The sequence below is a fragment of the Orenia marismortui DSM 5156 genome (genome assembly GCF_000379025.1).
Taxonomy (GTDB): Bacteria; Bacillota; Halanaerobiia; order Halobacteroidales; family Halobacteroidaceae; genus Orenia; species Orenia marismortui.
On record NZ_KB900617.1, the window covers coordinates 1,289,961 to 1,310,559 of the forward strand.

11 protein-coding genes, 2 tRNA genes, 3 rRNA genes, 1 riboswitch and 2 other annotated features are annotated in these 20,599 nt (G+C 35.2%); all 16 genes read right to left on the reverse strand.

Annotation, left to right across the window (positions count from 1 at the left end; all coding sequences use genetic code 11):
* Positions 1-13 precede the first annotated feature (13 nt).
* A complete protein-coding gene (gene serS / locus OREMA_RS0105845) occupies positions 14-1,297 on the reverse strand; it encodes a serine--tRNA ligase (RefSeq protein WP_018248343.1) in 1,284 nt (427 codons plus the stop codon).
* Positions 1,298-1,328: 31 nt separating this feature from the next.
* A complete protein-coding gene (gene serA, locus OREMA_RS0105850; protein WP_018248344.1) occupies positions 1,329-2,912 on the reverse strand; it encodes a phosphoglycerate dehydrogenase in 1,584 nt (527 codons plus the stop codon).
* The gene (locus OREMA_RS0105855) at positions 2,912-4,069 is read right to left on the reverse strand and encodes a pyridoxal-phosphate-dependent aminotransferase family protein (RefSeq protein ID WP_018248345.1); all 1,158 of its coding nucleotides are present in this window, start codon (positions 4,067-4,069) and stop codon (positions 2,912-2,914) included. Before OREMA_RS0105855 ends, serA begins: the two co-directional genes overlap by 1 nt.
* Before the next feature lie 131 nt (positions 4,070-4,200).
* Positions 4,201-4,416 (reverse strand) — a binding site (T-box leader).
* 94 nt (positions 4,417-4,510) lie between these two features.
* Positions 4,511-5,458, reverse strand: a complete 948-nt coding sequence (sppA, locus tag OREMA_RS0105860; RefSeq protein WP_018248346.1) for a signal peptide peptidase SppA — start codon at positions 5,456-5,458, stop codon at positions 4,511-4,513.
* Positions 5,459-5,617: 159 nt separating this feature from the next.
* Positions 5,618-5,734, reverse strand: a 5S ribosomal RNA gene (rrf, locus tag OREMA_RS0105865).
* Between the two features lie 130 nt (positions 5,735-5,864).
* A 23S ribosomal RNA gene (locus OREMA_RS0105870) occupies positions 5,865-8,828 on the reverse strand.
* Positions 8,829-8,879: 51 nt separating this feature from the next.
* Positions 8,880-8,955 (reverse strand) — tRNA-Ala (locus OREMA_RS0105875).
* A 1-nt stretch (position 8,956) separates the two neighbouring features.
* A tRNA-Ile gene (locus OREMA_RS0105880) sits at positions 8,957-9,033 on the reverse strand.
* Positions 9,034-9,115: 82 nt separating this feature from the next.
* Positions 9,116-10,656: ribosomal RNA gene (locus tag OREMA_RS0105885) — 16S ribosomal RNA — on the reverse strand.
* The 16S, 23S and 5S rRNA genes sit together here with 2 tRNA genes alongside, the layout of an rRNA operon.
* A gap of 418 nt (positions 10,657-11,074) precedes the next feature.
* On the reverse strand, positions 11,075-13,477 hold the full coding sequence (gene pheT, locus OREMA_RS0105890; RefSeq protein WP_018248347.1) for a phenylalanine--tRNA ligase subunit beta: 2,403 nt from the start codon (positions 13,475-13,477) through the stop codon (positions 11,075-11,077).
* 125 nt (positions 13,478-13,602) lie between these two features.
* A complete protein-coding gene (gene pheS, locus OREMA_RS0105895; protein ID WP_018248348.1) occupies positions 13,603-14,622 on the reverse strand; it encodes a phenylalanine--tRNA ligase subunit alpha in 1,020 nt (339 codons plus the stop codon).
* An 81-nt stretch (positions 14,623-14,703) separates the two neighbouring features.
* Positions 14,704-14,980, reverse strand: a binding site (T-box leader).
* 91 nt (positions 14,981-15,071) lie between these two features.
* Positions 15,072-15,875 carry a TrmH family RNA methyltransferase gene (locus tag OREMA_RS0105900; protein ID WP_018248349.1) on the reverse strand — a complete coding sequence of 268 codons (804 nt, stop codon included), beginning with the start codon at positions 15,873-15,875 and terminating at the stop codon, positions 15,072-15,074.
* A 180-nt stretch (positions 15,876-16,055) separates the two neighbouring features.
* Positions 16,056-16,703 (reverse strand): potassium channel family protein, encoded by a 648-nt coding sequence (locus OREMA_RS0105905; RefSeq protein ID WP_018248350.1) that lies wholly within the window; start codon positions 16,701-16,703, stop codon positions 16,056-16,058.
* A gap of 15 nt (positions 16,704-16,718) precedes the next feature.
* Complete coding sequence (locus OREMA_RS0105910) at positions 16,719-18,056, reverse strand: TrkH family potassium uptake protein (protein WP_018248351.1); 1,338 nt, start codon at positions 18,054-18,056, stop codon at positions 16,719-16,721.
* A gap of 295 nt (positions 18,057-18,351) precedes the next feature.
* Entirely contained in the window at positions 18,352-18,999 is a 648-nt protein-coding gene (locus OREMA_RS0105915) for a potassium channel family protein (protein ID WP_018248352.1), read from the reverse strand.
* A gap of 15 nt (positions 19,000-19,014) precedes the next feature.
* Positions 19,015-20,349: a TrkH family potassium uptake protein gene (locus OREMA_RS0105920; protein WP_018248353.1), complete on the reverse strand. Its 1,335-nt coding sequence runs from the start codon at positions 20,347-20,349 to the stop codon at positions 19,015-19,017.
* 54 nt (positions 20,350-20,403) lie between these two features.
* Positions 20,404-20,546, reverse strand: a riboswitch (cyclic di-AMP (ydaO/yuaA leader).
* Between the last annotated feature and the right edge of the window lie 53 nt (positions 20,547-20,599).

The following is a 20,599-nucleotide window of genomic DNA, read 5'->3' on the forward strand; positions in this document are numbered from 1 at the left end:
TTTCTTTATATTTTTATTTAACTTCAATAAGCTCCATCCCACCCATATATGGTCTTAAAGCTTCAGGTATAACTATATTTCCATCTTCATTTTGATAATTTTCTAAAATAGCAGCTACAGTTCTCCCAATTGCTAATCCAGAACCATTTAGTGTATGAATATATTCAAGGCTAGAATCTGTTTCTGGACGATATCTAATCCCAGCTCTTCGTGCTTGATAATCTTCAAAATTACTACAAGAAGATATTTCACGATAAGTATCATAACTTGGTAGCCATACTTCTATATCATAGGTTTTGGCTGAAGAAAAGGTCAAATCTCCTGTACATAATGTCACTATCCGGTAAGGTAATTCTAACTTTTGTAAAATAGTCTCTGCATTTGATAATAACTTCTCTAATTCATTATAAGATTCATCAGGCTTAACAAACTTAACCATTTCTACTTTATTAAATTGATGCTGTCTAATAATCCCTCTAGTATCACGACCATGAGAACCAGCTTCAGACCTAAAACACGCACTATAAGCTACATGATACTTTGGTAAATCATCAACAGATAATATCTCCCCACTATACATGTTTGTCACTGGTACTTCAGCAGTTGGTATTAAATAATAATCCGTTCCTTCTAATTTGAAAGCATCTTCTTCAAATTTAGGAAGTTGGCCTGTTCCTGTCATACTTTGACTATTAACAATAAAAGGAGGAAATACTTCTTCATAACCATGTTCTTGAGTATGAATATCTAACATGAAATTAATTAAAGCTCGTTCTAGCCTTGCACCAAGACCTTTTAAGAAAGTAAATCTAGAACCAGTTACTTTTGCTCCTCTTTCAAAGTCTAAGATATCTAATTCTCTTCCTAAGTCCCAATGAGCTTTAGCTTCAAAATCAAAGTTTCTTGGTTCACCCCATTTTTTAACACAAACATTATCATCTTCATCTTTCCCTAATGGAATATCTTTATTAGGGATGTTAGGAATCTGCAACATTATACTTTCTAAACTTTGATTATAATCTTTAACCTGTTCATCCAACTCTTTAATTTGATCTGCTACTTCTCCCATTCTATCAATAATTTCTTGAGCCTCTTCATCTTTACCTTCTCGCTTTAATAGACCGATTTTGGAAGATTCTTCATTACGAAGTTGTTTTAACTTTTCTACCTCTTGAATATATTCCCGCCTTTTTTTATCAATTTCAGCAAATTCATCAATCGGTGCTTCAGTTCCTCGATTATTCAAAGATTCTTTGACTAAATCAATATTTTCTCTTACAAATCCTAAGTCTAACATTCTTATCCTCCTTTTAAAGTTAACTATATTACTATAGCTTTACTAAATTTATATCTACCATTCCATCAATCTCCAATAATTCTTCTTTTACTTGCTTATTCAGCTCTTGATCAATAGTCAGTACCATTATTGCTTCTCCACCAAATTTATCTCTACCTAGCTGCATACTTGCTATGTTAATTCCATTATCACCTAGTAAAGATCCTACTTTACCAACTACACCTGGTTGATCTGTATGATTTGTCACTAATAAGATACCTTCTGGTTTAATGTCAATTTCGTAATCACCTATCTCTACAATCCTCATCTTATTATCATGGAATACTGTTCCTGATAACTGATTAACATTAGCTTTACTTTTAACTTTTAATGTAATCAGACTAGAGTATGTTTCACTATTATCTCCTTTGCTTTCAACAATATTAATTCCTCTTTCATCAGCAATTAACCTAGCATTTACTAAATTAACATTATCATCAAGAATAGGATTTAATAGCCCTTTTAATAAAGAGGTAGTTACTGGTTTTAAATCGTAATCTGTTATCTCACCTTTATATATAACTTCAATCTCTTCTAATCTATTATCAGCTAAACCAGCATAAAAAGTTCCTAACTTCTCTGCTAAAGTGAAATATGGCCTAATATGTTCCATATCTTCTGGTTCTAAAGTAGGAATATTTAGAGGTGTTTTAGGAAATCCTCTTTCAAATACCATTAACATCTGGCGAGCTGCATCAATAGATACATTATCCATTGCCTCTACTGTAGTTCCTCCTAAATGCGGGGCAACTATTACTTTCTCATCTAATTTTAATAAAGGATATTCTTTACTAAGAGGTTCCTCTTCATGAACATCTATTCCAGCTCCTGCTACCTTACCATCTTTGATAGCTTGATATAAAGCCTTGTGGTCAACATTTTTTCCACGTGCAACATTTATTACTATAACTCCTTCTTTCATTTTAGTAAATTCTTCTGTACTTAAAATGTGATGTGTCTCATCTGTTAATGGAGTATGCAAAGTAATATAATCTGATCTTTCTAAAAGTTCATCTAAATCAACTAAGTCTACACCAAATTCCTCACCTCTACTATTTGGAATATATGGGTCACTTGCAATAACATCCATATTAAAAGCTTGTGCTCTTTTTGTTACTAACCCACCAATCCTACCTAATCCTATTACTCCTAAAGTTTTGCCATTAAGTTCAACACCCATATATTTTTTTCTATCCCAAACACCTTCATGTAAAGCTTGGTTAGCTTGAGCTACATTTCTAGATACACCTAACATTAATGCCATTGTCTGTTCAGCAGCAGAAACACTATTCTGACCTGGAGTATTTAAAACTATAATTCCCATCTTAGATGCTGCTTCCACATCAATATTATCATAACCAGATCCAGCTCTAGCAATTACCTTAAGGTTTTTAGCATGACTTAAAACTTCTTCATTTAATGGAGTCATACTTCTTAAAATAATTCCATCATATTTACCTATCTCTTCTAATAGCTCTTCATAAGATAAATTAGTATTATATGTAACCTCTATACCATTTTCCTCTAAAATATCAATACCTGCTTGTGAAACTGCATCACTAACTAAAACTTTCATTATCTTCTCTCCTCCTCATAAAATACTTTTTGTGCAGCCTGTAAACCTATACCTAATTCTACTTCAAAACCTAATTTTAATAAAGCTAATTCTAATGCAGATATAGTCGATAATATATCTATTCTACTCACATTACCTAAATGACCAATTCTAAAGACCTTTCCTTTTAATTGACCTTTACTACCAGTAATATAAACATTATAATCATCAATTAACTTTTGGCGTAAAATATCATATTCTATACCTTTTGGCAGTTTAACAGCTGTTACTGTCTTAGAAGCAATTTTATCTGAAACTAATAATTCTAATCCTATAGCTTTCATAGATTCTCTAATAGCTTTAGTAACTATCTTATGGCGTCTAAATACATTTTCTAAACCTTCTTCTTTAATCTCTCTTAAAACTTCTCTTAACATATAAAGTGTAGATATAGCTGGTGTTGATGGAGTTTGTCTTTTAGAGTCATAACGATCTTTTGCCCTCTTAAAACTCCAATAAAACTTAGGCAAATCTGTACTTTCTCCAGCCTTTATTGCTTTAGGACTAACACTGACCAAACATAATCCTGGAGATGTCATTAAGGCTTTTTGGGAAGAAGTAACTACAACATCTGCTCCCCATTCGTCAGTCTTTAGCTCAATACCTGCTAAAGAACTAACTGCATCAATTAATAAAAGACAGTCATATTTTTGTGCTAATTTCCCAATAGGCTTTGGATGATTAATTACACCTGTTGAAGTCTCGTTATGAGTCATTAAAATTGCTTTAATATTATTATCTTCTTTTAACCTTTCTTCTACTAGCTCTATATCTATACTTTCTCCCCAATTAAAATCCAATCTCTCTACATTAACCCCATAATTGTCTGCAATAGCTGCATATCTTTCACCAAAAGCACCTGTACATAAAGATAATACTTTATCTCCTTTAGAAAGGGTATTAGCAATAGAAGCCTCTAACCCTCCTGTACCTGAGCAAGTTAATACCAATACATCATTCTTAGTTTGAAAAACATACTTTAAACCCTCCACCACTTCTTCTAATAATTCTTCACATTCCAATTCACGATGACCAATAATTTCTTCTGCACTAGCCAACCTAGCCTTATTAGGAATAGGTGTAGGACCAGGTAACATTAATGTTCTTTTCTCCTTCATACTTATCATCTCCCTTCTCAATACTCATACTTTCTTTAAAGAATATTATACATTAATACAAAATATTAAACTTCTAAAAAGATTATAAAACAAAAAGCCTCTCATCCCAAACAGGCCCAATAATTGGACTTGTTAGGGACGAGAGACTAATAATTTCTCGCGTTGCCACCCTATTTGGTCATAAAAGCAACCCACTCTATAGTCTGATAACGGTATGCCAACCGGATTAGCTTATATTCACTAATCACTCCTAGGTGGATTCAATCTTTCTTTATATCAACTTACAGCAACCGTTGACTCTCTAAAAAATAAAGAAATGATTTACTATTCCTATTCATCGTTTTTAATATATATGCAATTTATTTTGTTCTTTGTTTATGAAATATTATACAATATGATAAATTAAAATGCAAGTCTTTTGGTATTAAATTAAATATAAAATTATCTATAATAGAAACCTAATTTATTATTTTTAAAGTTATTTTCCATTCCCAAAAATGTATTTAATAATTTATTGCTTAAGCCCTCATTGAAAGAACTTAATAAACGCTCTATTGGAGATAATTGATTATAATAAACTAAATTAGGCTCTCCTTCTATTCCAACTAATTCAGCTAAATAATCTACTGCATCATAAAAGTTTCCTAATTCATCTACTAAGCCCAAACTTTTAGCTTGTTCACCACTATAGACCCTGCCATCAGCCAATTTTTTAACTATTTTTTCCTCCATATCTCTACCTTCGATAACTACATTGACAAATTGTTGATATACACCTTCTACCATGGTCTGCAAAATTTCCCTCTCTTCTTCATTCATCTCCCTATCTGGATTGCCTAAATCTTTATATTTTCTACTCTTTATAGTTATATAATCAATTCCAACCTTATTATATAGCTCCTCTAGATTAGTAAATTGCATTATTACACCAATACTACCTGTCATGGTAGCAGGATTGGCATAGATTTTATCAGAAGCCATAGAAACATAATAACCACCAGAAGCAGCCATATCCCCCATTGATACTACAACAGCTTTTCCAGTTGCCTTAAACTTTTTCAATTCACGATAAATTGCATCTGAAGCAGCAGAACTGCCTCCAGGACTATTAACTCTTAACAATAAGCCTTTAATTGTATCATCTTTTTTAGCTTTATTTATTTGAGCCATAATACGTCCAGAACTAGAAACAGGGCTAGAAAACATTCCACCATTATCTCCCCCAACTATAGGACCTGAAATATTTATAACAGCTATATTATCTACACCTTTAGTATCTGGATTAATAATATTAGAAACAAATAGATAAATAGCACCAACTACAATCATTAAAAAAACTATACTAGCTATTAAAAAAAATAATATAATTTTTTTTACACTTATATTCATATTCTCCCCCTTTTTATACATATTATTTAACTATTAAACTAACCAAATTATCTTTTATTTATTAAAGTTAGATATTTAATATAAAAATACCTTTTTATTTATTAAATAATAAAAAATAAAGGAAGATCTTATTTAAATAAGATCTTCCTTTATTTAAGTTTCTGGCAGTGACCTACGCTCCCACAGGGCTGCCCCTGCAGTACCATCGGCGCTGGAGGACTTAACTGCTGTGTTCGAAATGGGAACAGGTGTGACCCCTCCGCAATTACCACCAGAAATTTATTTAGTTTTTAGCTGTTGGCTTCTGGCCGCCGGCTAGATCTTTAAAAGATTTTGCCAGTAGCTAGAGGCTAGTTGCTAGTAACTAATATATACTTTCAAAATTGCACAATAATAATTTCAGATCTAGATTAAGTCCTCGATCTATTAGTATCGGTCAGCTAAAGATATTACTATCCTTACACCTCCGACCTATCAACCTGATAGTCTATCAGGGATCTTACTAGATTGACTCTATGGGATATCTCATCTTAAGGTCAGTTTCACGCTTAGATGCTTTCAGCGTTTATCTGATCCGTACGTAGCTACCCAGCAATGCCTTTGGAAGACAACTGGTACACCAGAGGTACGTCCATCCCGGTCCTCTCGTACTAGGGATAGATCCCTTCAAATATCCTACGCCCACGACGGATAGGGACCGAACTGTCTCACGACGTTCTGAACCCAGCTCGCGTACCGCTTTAATGGGCGAACAGCCCAACCCTTGGAACCTGCTTCAGCTCCAGGATGCGACGAGCCGACATCGAGGTGCCAAACCTCCCCGTCGATGTGAACTCTTGGGGGAGATAAGCCTGTTATCCCCGGGGTAACTTTTATCCGTTGAGCGACGGCAATTCCATTCTCTACCGTCGGATCACTAAGCCCGACTTTCGTCCCTGCTCGACCTGTATGTCTCGCAGTCAAGCTCCCTTCTGCCTTTACACTCTTCGTGCGATTTCCGACCGCACTGAGGGAACCTTTGGGCGACTCCGTTACTCTTTAGGAGTCGACCGCCCCAGTCAAACTGCCCATCTGAAACTGTCCCAGCACTGGATAACAGCACATGGTTAGAATTCCAGCACAATAAGAGTGGTATCCCACCTTTGGCTCCACCGATACTAGCGTACCGACTTCAAAGCCTCCCACTTATGCTGTACATATTGGACCAAAATTCAATATCAGACTACAGTAAAGCTCCACGGGGTCTTTCCGTCCTGTCGCGGGTAACCTGCATCTTCACAGGTACTACAATTTCACCGAGTCCTTCGTTGAGACAGTGCCCAAGTCGTTGCGCCATTCGTGCAGGTCGGAACTTACCCGACAAGGAATTTCGCTACCTTAGGACCGTTATAGTTACGGCCGCCGTTTACTGGGGCTTAAGTTCAATGCTTTGGAATAATCCTAACATTTCCCCTTGACCTTCCAGCACCGGGCAGGCGTCAGCCCCTATACATCGACTTACGTCTTAGCAGAGACCTGTGTTTTTGGTAAACAGTCGCTTGGGCCTATTCACTGCAACCTCTTTGGGCATACACCCTAATGAGGCACCCCTTCTCCCGAAGTTACGGGGCAATTTTGCCGAGTTCCTTAACGAAGGTTCTCTCGCGCGCCTTAGAATTCTCATCTCGTCTACTTGTGTCAGTTTACGGTACGGGCACCACTTACCTGGCTAGAGGATTTTCTTGGCAGTGTGGAATCAATTACTTCGCTTCCTTAGAAGCTCCCGATCACACTTTAGAGTTAAGATAGTTCGGATTTACCTAAACTATCCTCCTAGGTGCTTCGACCTGACAAACCGTTGTCAGGCTAACATATCCTCCTGCGTCCCCCCATCACTCATAATGGTAAGGAGGTGGCATTGGAATTTTAACCAATTATCCATCGCCTACGCCTTTCGGCCTCGGCTTAGGTCCCGGCTTACCCTGAGCGGACGAGCCTTCCTCAGGAAACCTTAGACTTTCGGCGGATAGGATTCTCACCTATCTTATCGTTACTCATACCGGCATTATCACTTCTATACAGTCCACAGCTCCTTACGGTACTGCTTCAATCCAAATAGAAAGCTCCCCTACCACTGTAAAAACAATCCGTAGTTTCGGTGATGGACTTAAGCCCCGGACATTTTCGGCGCAAGACCACTCGACCAGTGAGCTATTACGCACTCTTTAAATGAATGGCTGCTTCTAAGCCAACATCCTGGTTGTCTATGCAATCTCACATCCTTTGCCACTTAGTCCATACTTTGGGACCTTAACTGACGATCTGGGTTGTTTCCCTCTCGACTATGAAGCTTATCCCACATAGTCTGACTCCTAAGATAAACCACTTCAGCGTTCGGAGTTTGACTGGATTCGGTAACTTAATAAAGCCCCTAGTCCAATCAGTGCTCTACCGCCAAAGGGCATTCACTTAAGGCTAGCCCTAAAGCTATTTCGGGGAGAACCAGCTATCTCCGAGTTCGATTGGCCTTTCACCCCTATCCACAGTTCATCCCATGACTTTTCAACGTCAATGTAGTTCGGGCCTCCACACGTTCTTACACGTGCTTCACCCTGACCATGGATAGATCACTCGGTTTCGGGTCTATGACATATAACTAACGCCTTTTAAGACTCGCTTTCGCTACGGCTTCACATTCAAAGCTTAACCTAAACGCTACATATCATAACTCGCCGGTTCGTTATGCAAAAAGCACGCCATCAGACTGATAATATACGTCCTCTGACTGCTTGTAGGCACATGGTTTCAGATTCTATTTCACTCCCCTTCCGGGGTTCTTTTCACCTTTCCCTCACGGTACTAGTTCACTATCGGTCGTTAGAAAGTATTTAGCCTTAGGAGATGGTCCTCCTTGCTTCCCACGAGGTTTCTCGTGACTCATGGTACTCAGGATACTATCTAGTCTACTTTTATTTTTCATTTACAGGACTATTACCTTCTGTGGTGTAGCTTTCCAGCTACTTCAATTAAATAAAAGCAATACTATGATGTCGTTATGGCGACATCTAATAGTCCTACAACCCTGTAATAGCAAGATCCATAAATTTGACACTATTACAGTTTGGGCTGTTCCCTGTTCGCTCGCCGCTACTTAGAGAATCGCTTTTGCTTTCCTTTCCTTGGGTTACTAAGATGTTTCAGTTCACCCAGTTCCCTTCTTAGAGCTATGAATTAACTCTAAGATGATAGGTTATTAACCTACCAGATTATCCATTCGGAAATCCTTGAATCAAAGTTTGCGTGCAACTCATCAAGGCTTATCGCAGCTTACCACGTCCTTCATCGGCTTCTAACACCAAGGCATCCACCATGCGCCCTTATTAACTTAATCTAGACGCTTGTAAAATTATTTATTGTGCAATTTTCAAAGTACAATAAAAAATGGTGGAGACAGCCGGGTTCGAACCGGCGACCTCCGCCTTGCAAGGGCGGCGCTCTCCCAACTGAGCTATGTCCCCATGGTGGGTCTAAGTGGATTTGAACCACTGACCTCACGCTTATCAGGCGTGCGCTCTGACCAACTGAGCTATAGACCCATTCTATATTATAAGAGAATTTAGTCTCTCAAAACTAAACAATGCAGTTTTCAACTCGTTTGGAGTATAAATAACTCCTTAGAAAGGAGGTGATCCAGCCGCACCTTCCGGTACGGCTACCTTGTTACGACTTCACCCCCCTTACCAGGCACACCTTCGGCATCTCCCTCACTAAGTTGGGCCGATGACTTCTGGTGCCCCCGACTCGGGTGGTGTGACGGGCGGTGTGTACAAGGCCCGGGAACGTATTCACCGCGGCATTCTGATCCGCGATTACTAGCGATTCCAGCTTCATGCAGGCGAGTTTCAGCCTGCAATCCGAACTGAGATCTACTTTAGAGATTAGCATCACCTCGCGGTGTAGCCACCCTCTGTATAGACCATTGTAGCACGTGTGTAGCCCAGAACATAAGGGGCATGATGACTTGACGTCATCCCCACCTTCCTCCGCGTTTTTCCGCGGCAGTCTCCTTAGAGTCCCCACCATTACGTGCTGGCAACTAAGGATAGGGGTTGCGCTCGTTACGGGACTTAACCCAACATCTCACGACACGAGCTGACGACAGCCATGCACCACCTGTCTTCTGTGTCCTCAAAGAGGAGACTTTCGGTTAAGAAATAGTCACAGGGATGTCAAGTTCTGGTAAGGTTCTTCGCGTTGCATCGAATTAAACCACATGCTCCACCGCTTGTGCGGGCCCCCGTCAATTCCTTTGAGTTTCAACCTTGCGGTCGTAATCCCCAGGCGGGATACTTAATGCGTTAACTGCGGCGCCGAAGGAATCGAACCTCCAACACCTAGTATCCATCGTTTACGGCTAGGACTACCGGGGTATCTAATCCCGTTTGCTACCCTAGCTTTCGTACCTGAGCGTCAGGAGTAAGTTAGAAAGCTGCTTTCGCCATTGGTATTCTTCCTAATATCTACGTATTTCACCACTACACTAGGAATTCCGCTTTCTTCTCTTATCCTCAAGTCTAGCAGTATCAAAGGCAGTTCACCGGTTGAGCCGGTGGATTTCACCTCTGACTTACTAGACCGCCTGCGTACCCTTTACGCCCAATGATTCCGGACAACGCTTGCCCTCTACGTATTACCGCGGCTGCTGGCACGTAGTTAGCCAGGGCTTCCTCCAAAGGTACCGTCAACTTCAGCTGTTATTAACAACCAAAATATTCTTCCCTAAGGACAGAATTTTACGACCCGAAGGCCTTCATCATTCACGCGGCGTTGCTCCGTCAGACTTTCGTCCATTGCGGAAGATTCCCCACTGCAGCCTCCCGTAGGAGTCTGGGCCGTGTCTCAGTCCCAGTGTGGCCGATCACCCTCTCAGGTCGGCTACCCATTGTCGCCTTGGTGAGCTCTTACCTCACCAACTAGCTAATGGGACGCAGGCTCATCTTTAAGCGATAGCTAAGAAGAAGCCATCTTTGCTCGTAAGAGATTATCAGGTATTAGCCCCTCTTTCGAGAGGTTATCCCTAACTTAAAGGTAGATAACCCACGCGTTACTCACCCGTCCGCTACTCTACTCATTACCCGAAGGTAACTTTCGCGTTCAACTTGCATGTGTTAAGCACGCCGCCAGCGTTCGTCCTGAGCCAGGATCAAACTCTCCAATAAAAGATTTATTTAAATGTGAAAAACACATTTAATTACAAGTTTGATTAGCTCATTTTGTTACGACTAGTTGAAAACTTACATTGTTTAGTTTTCAAAGACCAAATGTCTTTTTGTCATGCGACAAGAAATATTGTATCAATTTCAAACAATGTTGTCAATAATTTTTTAAAATTATTTTTCAATAACTTTTAAAAACAAAAGATTTATTAGCGACAACATCAATAAGTTTAACATTTGAATCAAGACTTGTCAATAAAAACTTTAAAAAGTAAATTTAAAGCTTTTTTGCAAGCGACAAGAATTAGTATAGCAAAATAACAAAGTATAGTCAAGAAAAAACAAAAATATTAATAATAAGTCATATAACATTTAAAGAATAATAAAAGAGTAGGAATTCCTACTCTTTTATTATTCAAAGCTACTCTCTAATTTTAGCACCTAATTTATTATCCAATTCTTTCTCAATCTTTTCTTGAACACTGTTAACCTCATCATCAGTCAAAGTTCTATCTGAAACTCTATAAATTAATGAATAAGCTAAGCTTTTATAACCATCTTCTACTTGTTCACCTTGATATAAATCAAAAAGTTCAACCGATTCTAAAATTTTACTACCTATACTTAAAATAATATCTTCAATCTGTTTAGTGTTAATATCCTCGCTAACAACTAATGCAATATCTCGAGTTGAAGCAGGATATTTTGGTAAAGGATTATAATTCCTTTGAGCTGTTGCATTATCTACAATTAGATTAAAATCAAGTTCAAATATAGTAACTCTATTTTCAAATTTATAATTCTCCTGAACATCTGGGTGCACTTCTCCTAAATATCCTAATACATCACCATTAACTTTAATTTTAGTCGTTCTGCCTGGATGCATAGTAGGATGTTTTCCAATTTCGAACTCAACACCTCTTATTCCTAAAGAATCGAAATAATTTTCTAATATCCCTTTTAAGTAGAAAAATCCAGATGCATTTACATTCCATATATCTTCTAGATCATCTTTCATAATCGCAGCAGCTAATTTTAACTCTTCTATTGGAAGTTCTTTACCCTCACTTGGAATAAATACTTTACCCAGTTCAAAAAGCTCAATGTTTTCTATTTTTCTATTATCATTTAGAAGAACATTATTTAATAAACCAGGTATCAAAGTTGTTCTTAAGATACTATATTCTTTCCCAAGAGGATTACTTAGTTCAATTCGATCTCTTATAAAACTATCTTTTGGCAAATTAATTTTATCAAAAAAATCAGGATTTATAAAAGAATAATTTTGAACCTCAAATAAACCTAATTTAGATAATAAAATCCTAGTCTGATCTTTTACTTGCTGCTTCCAGCTTTTCTTACCTTGAATAATATCTCCAGAAGGCTCAACAGCAGGTAACTTGTCATAACCATATAATCTAGCTACTTCTTCTACTAAATCAATTTCTTCTTCTACATCTACTCGGTAAGCCGGAATAGTAACTGCCAATTTATCTCCTTTGTCTTCAACGCTAAAGTGTAATCTCTCCAATAATTTTTTAATCTTTATCTTAGCAAATTCTTCTCCTAATAAATTACTCACTCTTTTAGGTCTTAGCTCAATTATCTTATCTTCAACTTTATTGGGATAAATATCTTTAATTCCTTTTACTATTTTACCTCCACTTAACTCAGCAATTAATTGAGCTGCTCTATCTAAAGCATACTCTACTATATTAATATCAACTCCACGTTCAAAGCGATGTGAAGCATCACTATGTATACTTAACTTACGAGAAGTCTTTCGTACAGATCCAGGATTAAAGTTGGCACTTTCTAAGAAAATTCTCTTTGTTCCACTATCAACCTCACTATTAGTTCCTCCCATGACTCCTGCTACACAAATAGCTTTCTCTCCATCTGCAATGACTAACATCTCTTCATTTAAATCTCTCTCTTCTTCATCTAAAGTTACTACTCTTTCATCTGCTTTCGCTCTTCTTACTATAACTTTATTATCTGCTAACTTATCATAATCAAAAGCATGTAACGGTTGACCAAGCTCCATCAATATAAAGTTAGTTATATCTACTATATTGTTAATAGGTCTAATTCCAACAGCCTCTAGCTTCTTCTTTAACCACAATGGGGAATCACTTACTTCTACTCCTGTAATCACTCTCCCAGTATATCGAGGACATAAATCAAGAGCTTCTACTTTAACATCAATCCAATCTTCAATACTCTCTTCTATCTCCTCAACTTTAACCTCAGGATATTTTATATCTTTGTCTATAATTGCTGATATTTCTCTAGCGACTCCTATCATACTTAAACAATGAGCAAAATTAGGAGTTAAATCAAGTTCAATAACAATATCATCTATCTCTAATTCATCAACTAATTTATTACCTACTTTAATATCGCCTTCTAATATAAATAATCCATCTACTCCATCATCTGGAAGATTTAGTTCATTTGTAGAACACATCATACCATAAGAAGTTACTCCTCTTAACTTGGCTTTTTTAATTTCCATACCATTTGGCATAGTTGTTCCTACAAGAGCTACGGGAACCTTATCACCTACAGACATATTCTTAGCACCACATACTATCTGTAAATCTTCACTTTTACCGACATCTACTTTACAAACAGATAATTTATCAGCATTTTCATGCTCTTTCTTTTCTGTAATTTTTCCTATTACTATATCTTGAATATCTCTACCTTTATATTCAACTCCATCTACCTCCAAACCAGCTAAAGTTAGCTTTTCTGCCAATTCTTCTGGTGTATAATCAAAATCAATATATTCTTTTAACCATTTATATGAAACTTTCATAGTTGTCCTCCTTTATATTAGTTACTAGTAATTAGTGATTAATAGAAAGTCTTTAGATATTTTTAAAATAATTCACACTAATTACTCACCTAAAAACCTTTAAACATTTACTAATTCTATCAAAATTAAAATTGTTTTAAAAATCTAATATCATTCTCATATAATAATCTAATATCATCAATACCATATTTCAACATAGCAATACGCTCTACTCCCATACCAAATGCAAAACCACTATATTCCTCTGGATCTACACCTGACATCTTAAGAACATTGGGGTGCACCATTCCAGAACCTAATATTTCAAGCCAACCTGTACCAGAGCATACATTACACCCTTCCCCTTCACAATTAGCACAAGAAACATCTACTTCTGCGCTTGGTTCAGTAAAAGGAAAATAACTTGGTCTAAATCTAACCTTTCTACCTTCTCCAAATAACTCATGTACCACTTTAATTAAGATACTCTTCAAATTAGCAAAAGATATATCTTTATCTATCATTAATCCTTCTACCTGATGAAAAACTGGCGTATGTGTAGCATCAATTTCATCAGATCGATAAACTCTACCTGGGGCAATAACTCTAATTGGAGCTTCTTCTTTCTCCATAGTTCTTACCTGCACAGAAGAGGTATGTGTTCTTAATAAAGTATTACCTTCAATATAAAAAGTATCTTGCATATCCCTAGCTGGATGATTTTCAGGAAAATTTAATGCCTCAAAATTATAATAATCAGTTTCAACTTCCGGACCTTCAGCAATTTTAAAGCCTAAACCTAAAAATATATCTTTTATTTCATTAAAAATTAGAGTTAATGGGTGCTGTTTGCCTAAATTATTCCTATCACCTGGCAAAGTAACATCTATACTCTCATCTTTTAACCTAGCTTGTTTTGCAGCCTCTTTTAAATTATTCTCTTTACCAGTAATTAAATTATTCAATTTTGACTTAACCTGATTAACTAGTTTTCCAACAACAGGTCTTTCTTCAGGAGATAAACTTCCCATACCTCTTAATATCTGTGTTAACTCACCTTTTTTTCCTAAATACTTAATCCTCAAATTTTCTAACTGTTCCAAATTATCAACTCTTTCAATTTGGTCAACAGCTTCAGCTTGTATCCCTTTAATCTTTTCCTCCATCTTTAAATCCTCCTTATATTTTTAAAATATTAACTTAAAATTTACAAAGCTATATTGACATAAAAAAACTCTTCCATCCCTATTAAGGACGAAAGAGTAATATACTTCCGCGTTACCACCTTAGTTAATCTATAGTTATTATTGGCTTATAGCCATTAGCTACTAAATTAATAGCTTTAACCTATAAATCATCTCTGACTTCTTATAACGGCAGAAAACCGGCTTAGCCTACTATAAGTTCAACTAGCAGCTCCAGAGTGAACTTCATTTAGATTCATTTTAAGAATACTTTCAGTCTATGATATCCTTTCCCTTAGAAAATGATATTCTAAATTACTCTCTCTTTCATCACTTTTTATATAATTCAATTTATTTAAAATTATATCATAGCAATCTAATAATAACAAGGTTGAAGCAAAGACTAATTAGAAACTTTTATGTAATTACAACTAACCCATATCAATTCTTTGCCTTACCGCTTCATATATAATTATACCTGAAGCCATAGCAACATTAAGTGATTCTGCATCACCAATTAAAGGAATTTTTATCATCTCATCAGCTAAATCAATTAGCTCTTTTCTAGGGCCATTACCTTCATTTCCTACAACAAATGCAGTTGAAGCCAAATAATTAACTTCAAAATGATACTTATTAGCATTAATATCTCCAACAACAAGATTTATATTCTTAGCAATTAGCCTATCCTTTAATTTCAATAGATCATTTTCTCTATAAATTGGAACTCTAAATAATGACCCCATAGTAGCCCTAATCGTTTTTTGATTATATAAACTCACTGTTCCTTTGGTTGTAATTACTCCATCTATACCAGCTGCATCTGCTGTCCTAATAATAGTTCCTAAATTACCTGGATCCTGAACTTGATCTGCAATTAATATTAGATTATTATCATCATCTAGAATTTCTGATAAACTGTACTCAACTTTATCTATTATAGCTAAGATACCTTGAGGAGATTCAGTGTCAGCTACCTTTTGTATAATATCATCACTAACTTTGACCACTTCTATATTAAGAGTTTTCAAATCTTTTACTAAATCTTCTCCTCGCTGATTTCTTAACAAATAGTTTGAATAAAAGACTTGATGAATATTAGCCTTCTCTTTAATAGCCTCTTCTATAATTCTAACACCTTCTAAAACAAATCTATTTTCTTGCCTTCTATATTTCTTGCGATATAAAGAACGCAAATATTTAATTCGATCATTTGTAAAACTAGATATCTCCATTATATAATAACCCCTCTCTTAATATCATATGCCCCAATTTAATAACACGAGTTATTATATCATACATCTCAATCTTTTAACAAATCGCTAATAATTTTCTCTTGATATCATTAAATATCGATTTATGATAACCTTTTTATCTTCACTTCATCTAAATTTTTTCAACTTCAGTCTACCAAACTAAATTTTTTTCAATTTATCAAGACTATTATTATCTCCCATTACAATTAAAGTATCACCAGGATTAATCTTTACTTCTGCTCCTGGAGAAATATTTATCTCCCCATTGCTTTTTATTGCCATCACATTAACACCAAAACGACTTCTTAACTTTAACTCGATTAAGGTTTTATGATACATATTTTCATCAGCTGCAATTTCCACAATACTATAATTAGGCGCCAGCTCTATATACTCCAAAACATTTGATGAAGTGAGATTATTAGCAATTCTTATTCCCATATCCCTTTCTGGATATACAATTCTGTCTGCACCAACCTTGCTTAATACCTTACCATGCAATCTATCTTGTGCCTTTACAACAACTGTTTTCACTCCTAATTCTTTTAACATTAAAGTAGTTAATATATTAGCATGAATATTCTCACCAATACTGACTATCCCAACATCAAAGTTACTTACTCCCAAAGTTTTTAGAGCTTCTTCATCAGTAGCATCAGCTTCTACAGCGTGAGTTACTATACTACTAATTTCTTGTACCTTCTCCTCATCATTATCAATAGCTAAAACATCATAATGTTTGTCTGCCAAAGTTTTAGCCAAACTATAACCAAAACGCCCCAAACCTACTACTATAAATTGTTTCAAAACACTCCCTCCCAATTATCCAATCAATATCTTCTCTTCAGGATATCTAACTTTATTACTTCGTTCTCTTTCTCCAAGAGCCATAGCTAAAGTTAAAGGACCTACGCGACCAGTAAACATTATAATTGTTATTAAAATTCTACCTATAGTACTTAAGTCTCCAGTAATTCCTGTGGATAAACCTACAGTAGCATAGGCTGATACTGTTTCAAAAAATATTTCTATAAATTTAAAATTTTCAGTTATTGTCAAAATTAATGTAGCCAATATAATAACCAATAAAGAAACTATCGTTACTGCTAAAGCCTTATAAACAGTAATCTGAGATAGCCTTCTTCTAAATAATTCTGCATCATCTTTTCCTCTCACTAAAGAATAAGTAGCAACAATTAATACTCCAATGGTAGTAGTCTTCAGCCCACCACCAGTAGATCCTGGTGAAGCACCAATAAACATCAAAATGATAATTAAAAATAAACTCCCTTGCGTTAAGTCACCAATTGCTATTGTATTAAAACCGGCTGTTCTTGGTGTAACTCCTTGAAAATAAGCAGATATAAATCTATCCTCTAAAGCCAATTGACCAAAAGTATTTTGATTAGGAGATTCTAATAAAAAAATACCAATGCTTCCAATGAGAATCAAAATTATAGTAGTTAGCAAAACCAATTTACTGTTTAAAGATAGAGTAACAAACCTTCTTTTCTCATAAAGGTCAGCTATAACAGCAAAACCAAGACCTCCGAGAATAAACAAAGTGGTGATTATTATATTTACATAATAGTTTCCAACAAAATTCTCTAAGCTATTACTAAAGAGAGCAAAACCTGCATTACAAAAAGCAGAAATAGCATGAAAAACAGAAAAATAAATTGCTTTAGAAATAGGTAATGTATTTTTAAATTTTAAAAAAAGTAACAAAGCCCCTGTGAACTCAATTCCCAAAGTTAGAGCAATAACATATCTAGCCAGTTTAATAACACCAGATAGAGTAAAATGATTAAGTTCTTCTCTAATAATTATTCTTTCTCTAAAACTAATTTTTCTTCCTAATAATAAGGCAAATAAAGTAGATGTAGTCATAAATCCAAACCCACCAATTTGAATTAAAACTAAAACTACTATTTGACCAAAAATAGTTAAATAAGTAGCTGTATCAACTACAATTAAACCAGTTACTGCTGTTGCTGATGTAGCAGTAAATAAAGCATCTACTACACTTAATCCTCTACCATCTACAGTAGTAATTGGTAAAGTTAATAAAAAAGTTCCTACACTAATAACTAATACATAGCCTATAGTCAAAAATCGTGCTGGAGTTAATGATTTTATATTAGAAAGAATAGTATTCACCTCCAGATAATATATAAACCTACATAACTTAATATTACCCGGATATAAATACATTATAACTTTATTATAAAATTATTTTCGAGATAAAAGTGTCTAATAGAAAAATATTGCGACAGTTTCGGAGTTAGGCGTTAGGAGATAGGATATAGAAAGATCTTACTAACTCCTATGACCTAGCACCTAAAAGTGTCGCATTATACTCATATTACAATACTCCTATTTCACCTTATAAAAAAATAACCTTGTTTATTTGATAATATGAAAAAACTGACCAACAAATGTTGGTCAGTTTTTTCTAATATTCTTTTAACCGTCTTAAACCATCTTCATGACCCATTACAACTAAAATATCTCCTGAGTTAATCTTATCAGTTGCTTCTGGAGATACGTTTACTTCCTCTTCATTCTTAATTGCTATAACATTGATTCCAAATTTTCCTCTTAAATTTGATTCATTCAAGGTCTTGCCAGCAAATTTTTCAGATGCTGCCACCTCAGCAATACTATATCCTGGAGATAATTCAATATAATCTAAAACTTTAGCAGAGACTAAGTTATTAGCAACCCTAACCCCCATATCTCTTTCAGGGTAAACAACTTTATCAGCTCCAACTTTACTTAATAACTTGCCATGCAATTTATCTTGTGCCTTAACAACAACATACTTAACTCCTAATTCTTTTAAGATTAAGGTAGTTAATATATTAGCATGAATATTTTCTCCAATACTAACAATAGCTATATCAAAGTTACTTACTCCTAAAGTCTTCATAGTATCTTCATCTGTTGCATCAGCCTTAACAGCATGAGTAACTTCAGTACTAATCTCCTGCACTTTTTCTTCAGCAGAATCAATAGCTAATACATCATAACCTTTACTGGCTAATGTAGTAGCTACACTTGAACCAAAACGCCCTAAGCCTACAACTATAAACTGTTTCATCTCTATATTTCCTCCCTATCCAACCAATATCTTCTCTTTTGGATATCTAATATTTGCTTTATTTTTACGCTCCCCAATAGCCACAGCAATAGTAAGAGGTCCTACCCTACCAGCAAACATAGTAAGAATAATTAAAATTCTACCTACAACTGATAAACCACCTGTTACCCCAGTAGATAAACCTACTGTACCAAAGGCAGAAACTGCTTCAAAGAATAAATCTAAAAATTCAGCATCTTCAGTTATAGTTAAGACCATAGTTACTGTTACAACTAATAATAATGCAATCAAAACTATTGATAGAGCATTATAGATGATATCCTTACCCAATCTTCTCTTATAAATCTCAATATCTTCTCTCCCTGTTGCTCTAGCATATAAAACAGCACCCAAAGCACCAAAAGTAGTTGTTTTAACCCCACCACCTGTTGATCCCGGTGAAGCACCAATAAACATCAGAATAATTGTAAAGAATATTGTAGAACTATTTAATGCACCTGTAGGCACTGTATTAAATCCAGCAGTACGTGGAGTAATAGCTAAGAAATAAGAAGCAATAGTCTTCTCTCCTAATGATAAATTACCTATAGTAGCTGGATTAGAATATTCTAAAACAAAAGAAACAATTGTCCCTACTATAATTAAAATTAATGTTACACTTAACACAAGTTTTGTATGCAATGAAAAGTTTTTAAAGCTTCTTTTAGAGTAAACTTCAGCAATTACAGCAAATCCAATACCACCCAAAATAATTAGAGTTGTAATTACAAAGTTAACTGTAATATCACCAGTAAAGTTTTCTAAACTGTTACCAAAAATATCAAACCCAGCATTATTAAAGGCAGATACCGAGTGAAAAATACCAAAATATAATGCTTTTCCTAAAGGCATATCTTTTAAAAATCGTAAGAATAAAATAAAAGCCCCTGTTCCTTCAATAGCAAAAGTAACACCTAAGACATACTTTACGATTCTAATAACCCCTGATAATTGAAATTGATCTAAATCTTGTTGAATAATTAATCTTTCTCTAAGAGTTATCTTCTTTCCTAATAATAAAGCAAATAGGGTAGACATAGTCATAATACCTAAGCCACCTATTTGAATTAAGCACAAGATAACAATTTGTCCAAACACAGTAAAGAAAGTACTAGTGTTCTCTACTATTAATCCTGTTACTGCTGTAGCAGATGTAGATGTAAAGATAGCATCTAATAAATTCATCCCTTGACCATCAGTTGTGGCTATAGGCAAAGTTAATAAAATTGCCCCTAATAAAATCACAACTAAATAACCTATTGATAGTATCTGTGCTGGAGTTAAATTGTGAATATTAAACTTATTTTTCATCTTCGCACCTCACTTTCCAATAAAAAAGACACAGGATACCTATATACCTGTGACTGGTCTCCTTTTTAACGCTGACGAAGTTAGCTGTCGGATTCGGATCAAAAAAGTTAACCCTATTAACATAAATGCTAGTTTATATTAAATTCACCCCAAAAAAATGGTTCCTCCGCTCTTTATAGATTAAGCGATTACATAATTAAATTATGTTGTTTATTATACTACAATTTAAAATTCTTGTAAAGCAATCATT

Bases quoted from the DNA above. Each gene is read 5' to 3' on its own strand.
- pheS (WP_018248348.1), bottom strand. From the start codon at position 14,622: ATGGAGGAAAAGATTAAAGGGATACAAGCTGAAGCTGTTGACCAAATT.
- serS (WP_018248343.1), bottom strand. From the start codon at position 1,297: ATGTTAGACTTAGGATTTGTAAGAGAAAATATTGATTTAGTCAAAGAA.
- sppA (WP_018248346.1), bottom strand. From the start codon at position 5,458: ATGAATATAAGTGTAAAAAAAATTATATTATTTTTTTTAATAGCTAGT.
- OREMA_RS0105915 (WP_018248352.1), bottom strand. From the start codon at position 18,999: ATGAAACAGTTTATAGTTGTAGGCTTAGGGCGTTTTGGTTCAAGTGTA.
- OREMA_RS0105900 (WP_018248349.1), bottom strand. From the start codon at position 15,875: ATGGAGATATCTAGTTTTACAAATGATCGAATTAAATATTTGCGTTCT.
- serA (WP_018248344.1), bottom strand. From the start codon at position 2,912: ATGAAAGTTTTAGTTAGTGATGCAGTTTCACAAGCAGGTATTGATATT.
- pheT (WP_018248347.1), bottom strand. From the start codon at position 13,477: ATGAAAGTTTCATATAAATGGTTAAAAGAATATATTGATTTTGATTAT.
- OREMA_RS0105855 (WP_018248345.1), bottom strand. From the start codon at position 4,069: ATGAAGGAGAAAAGAACATTAATGTTACCTGGTCCTACACCTATTCCT.
- OREMA_RS0105920 (WP_018248353.1), bottom strand. From the start codon at position 20,349: ATGAAAAATAAGTTTAATATTCACAATTTAACTCCAGCACAGATACTA.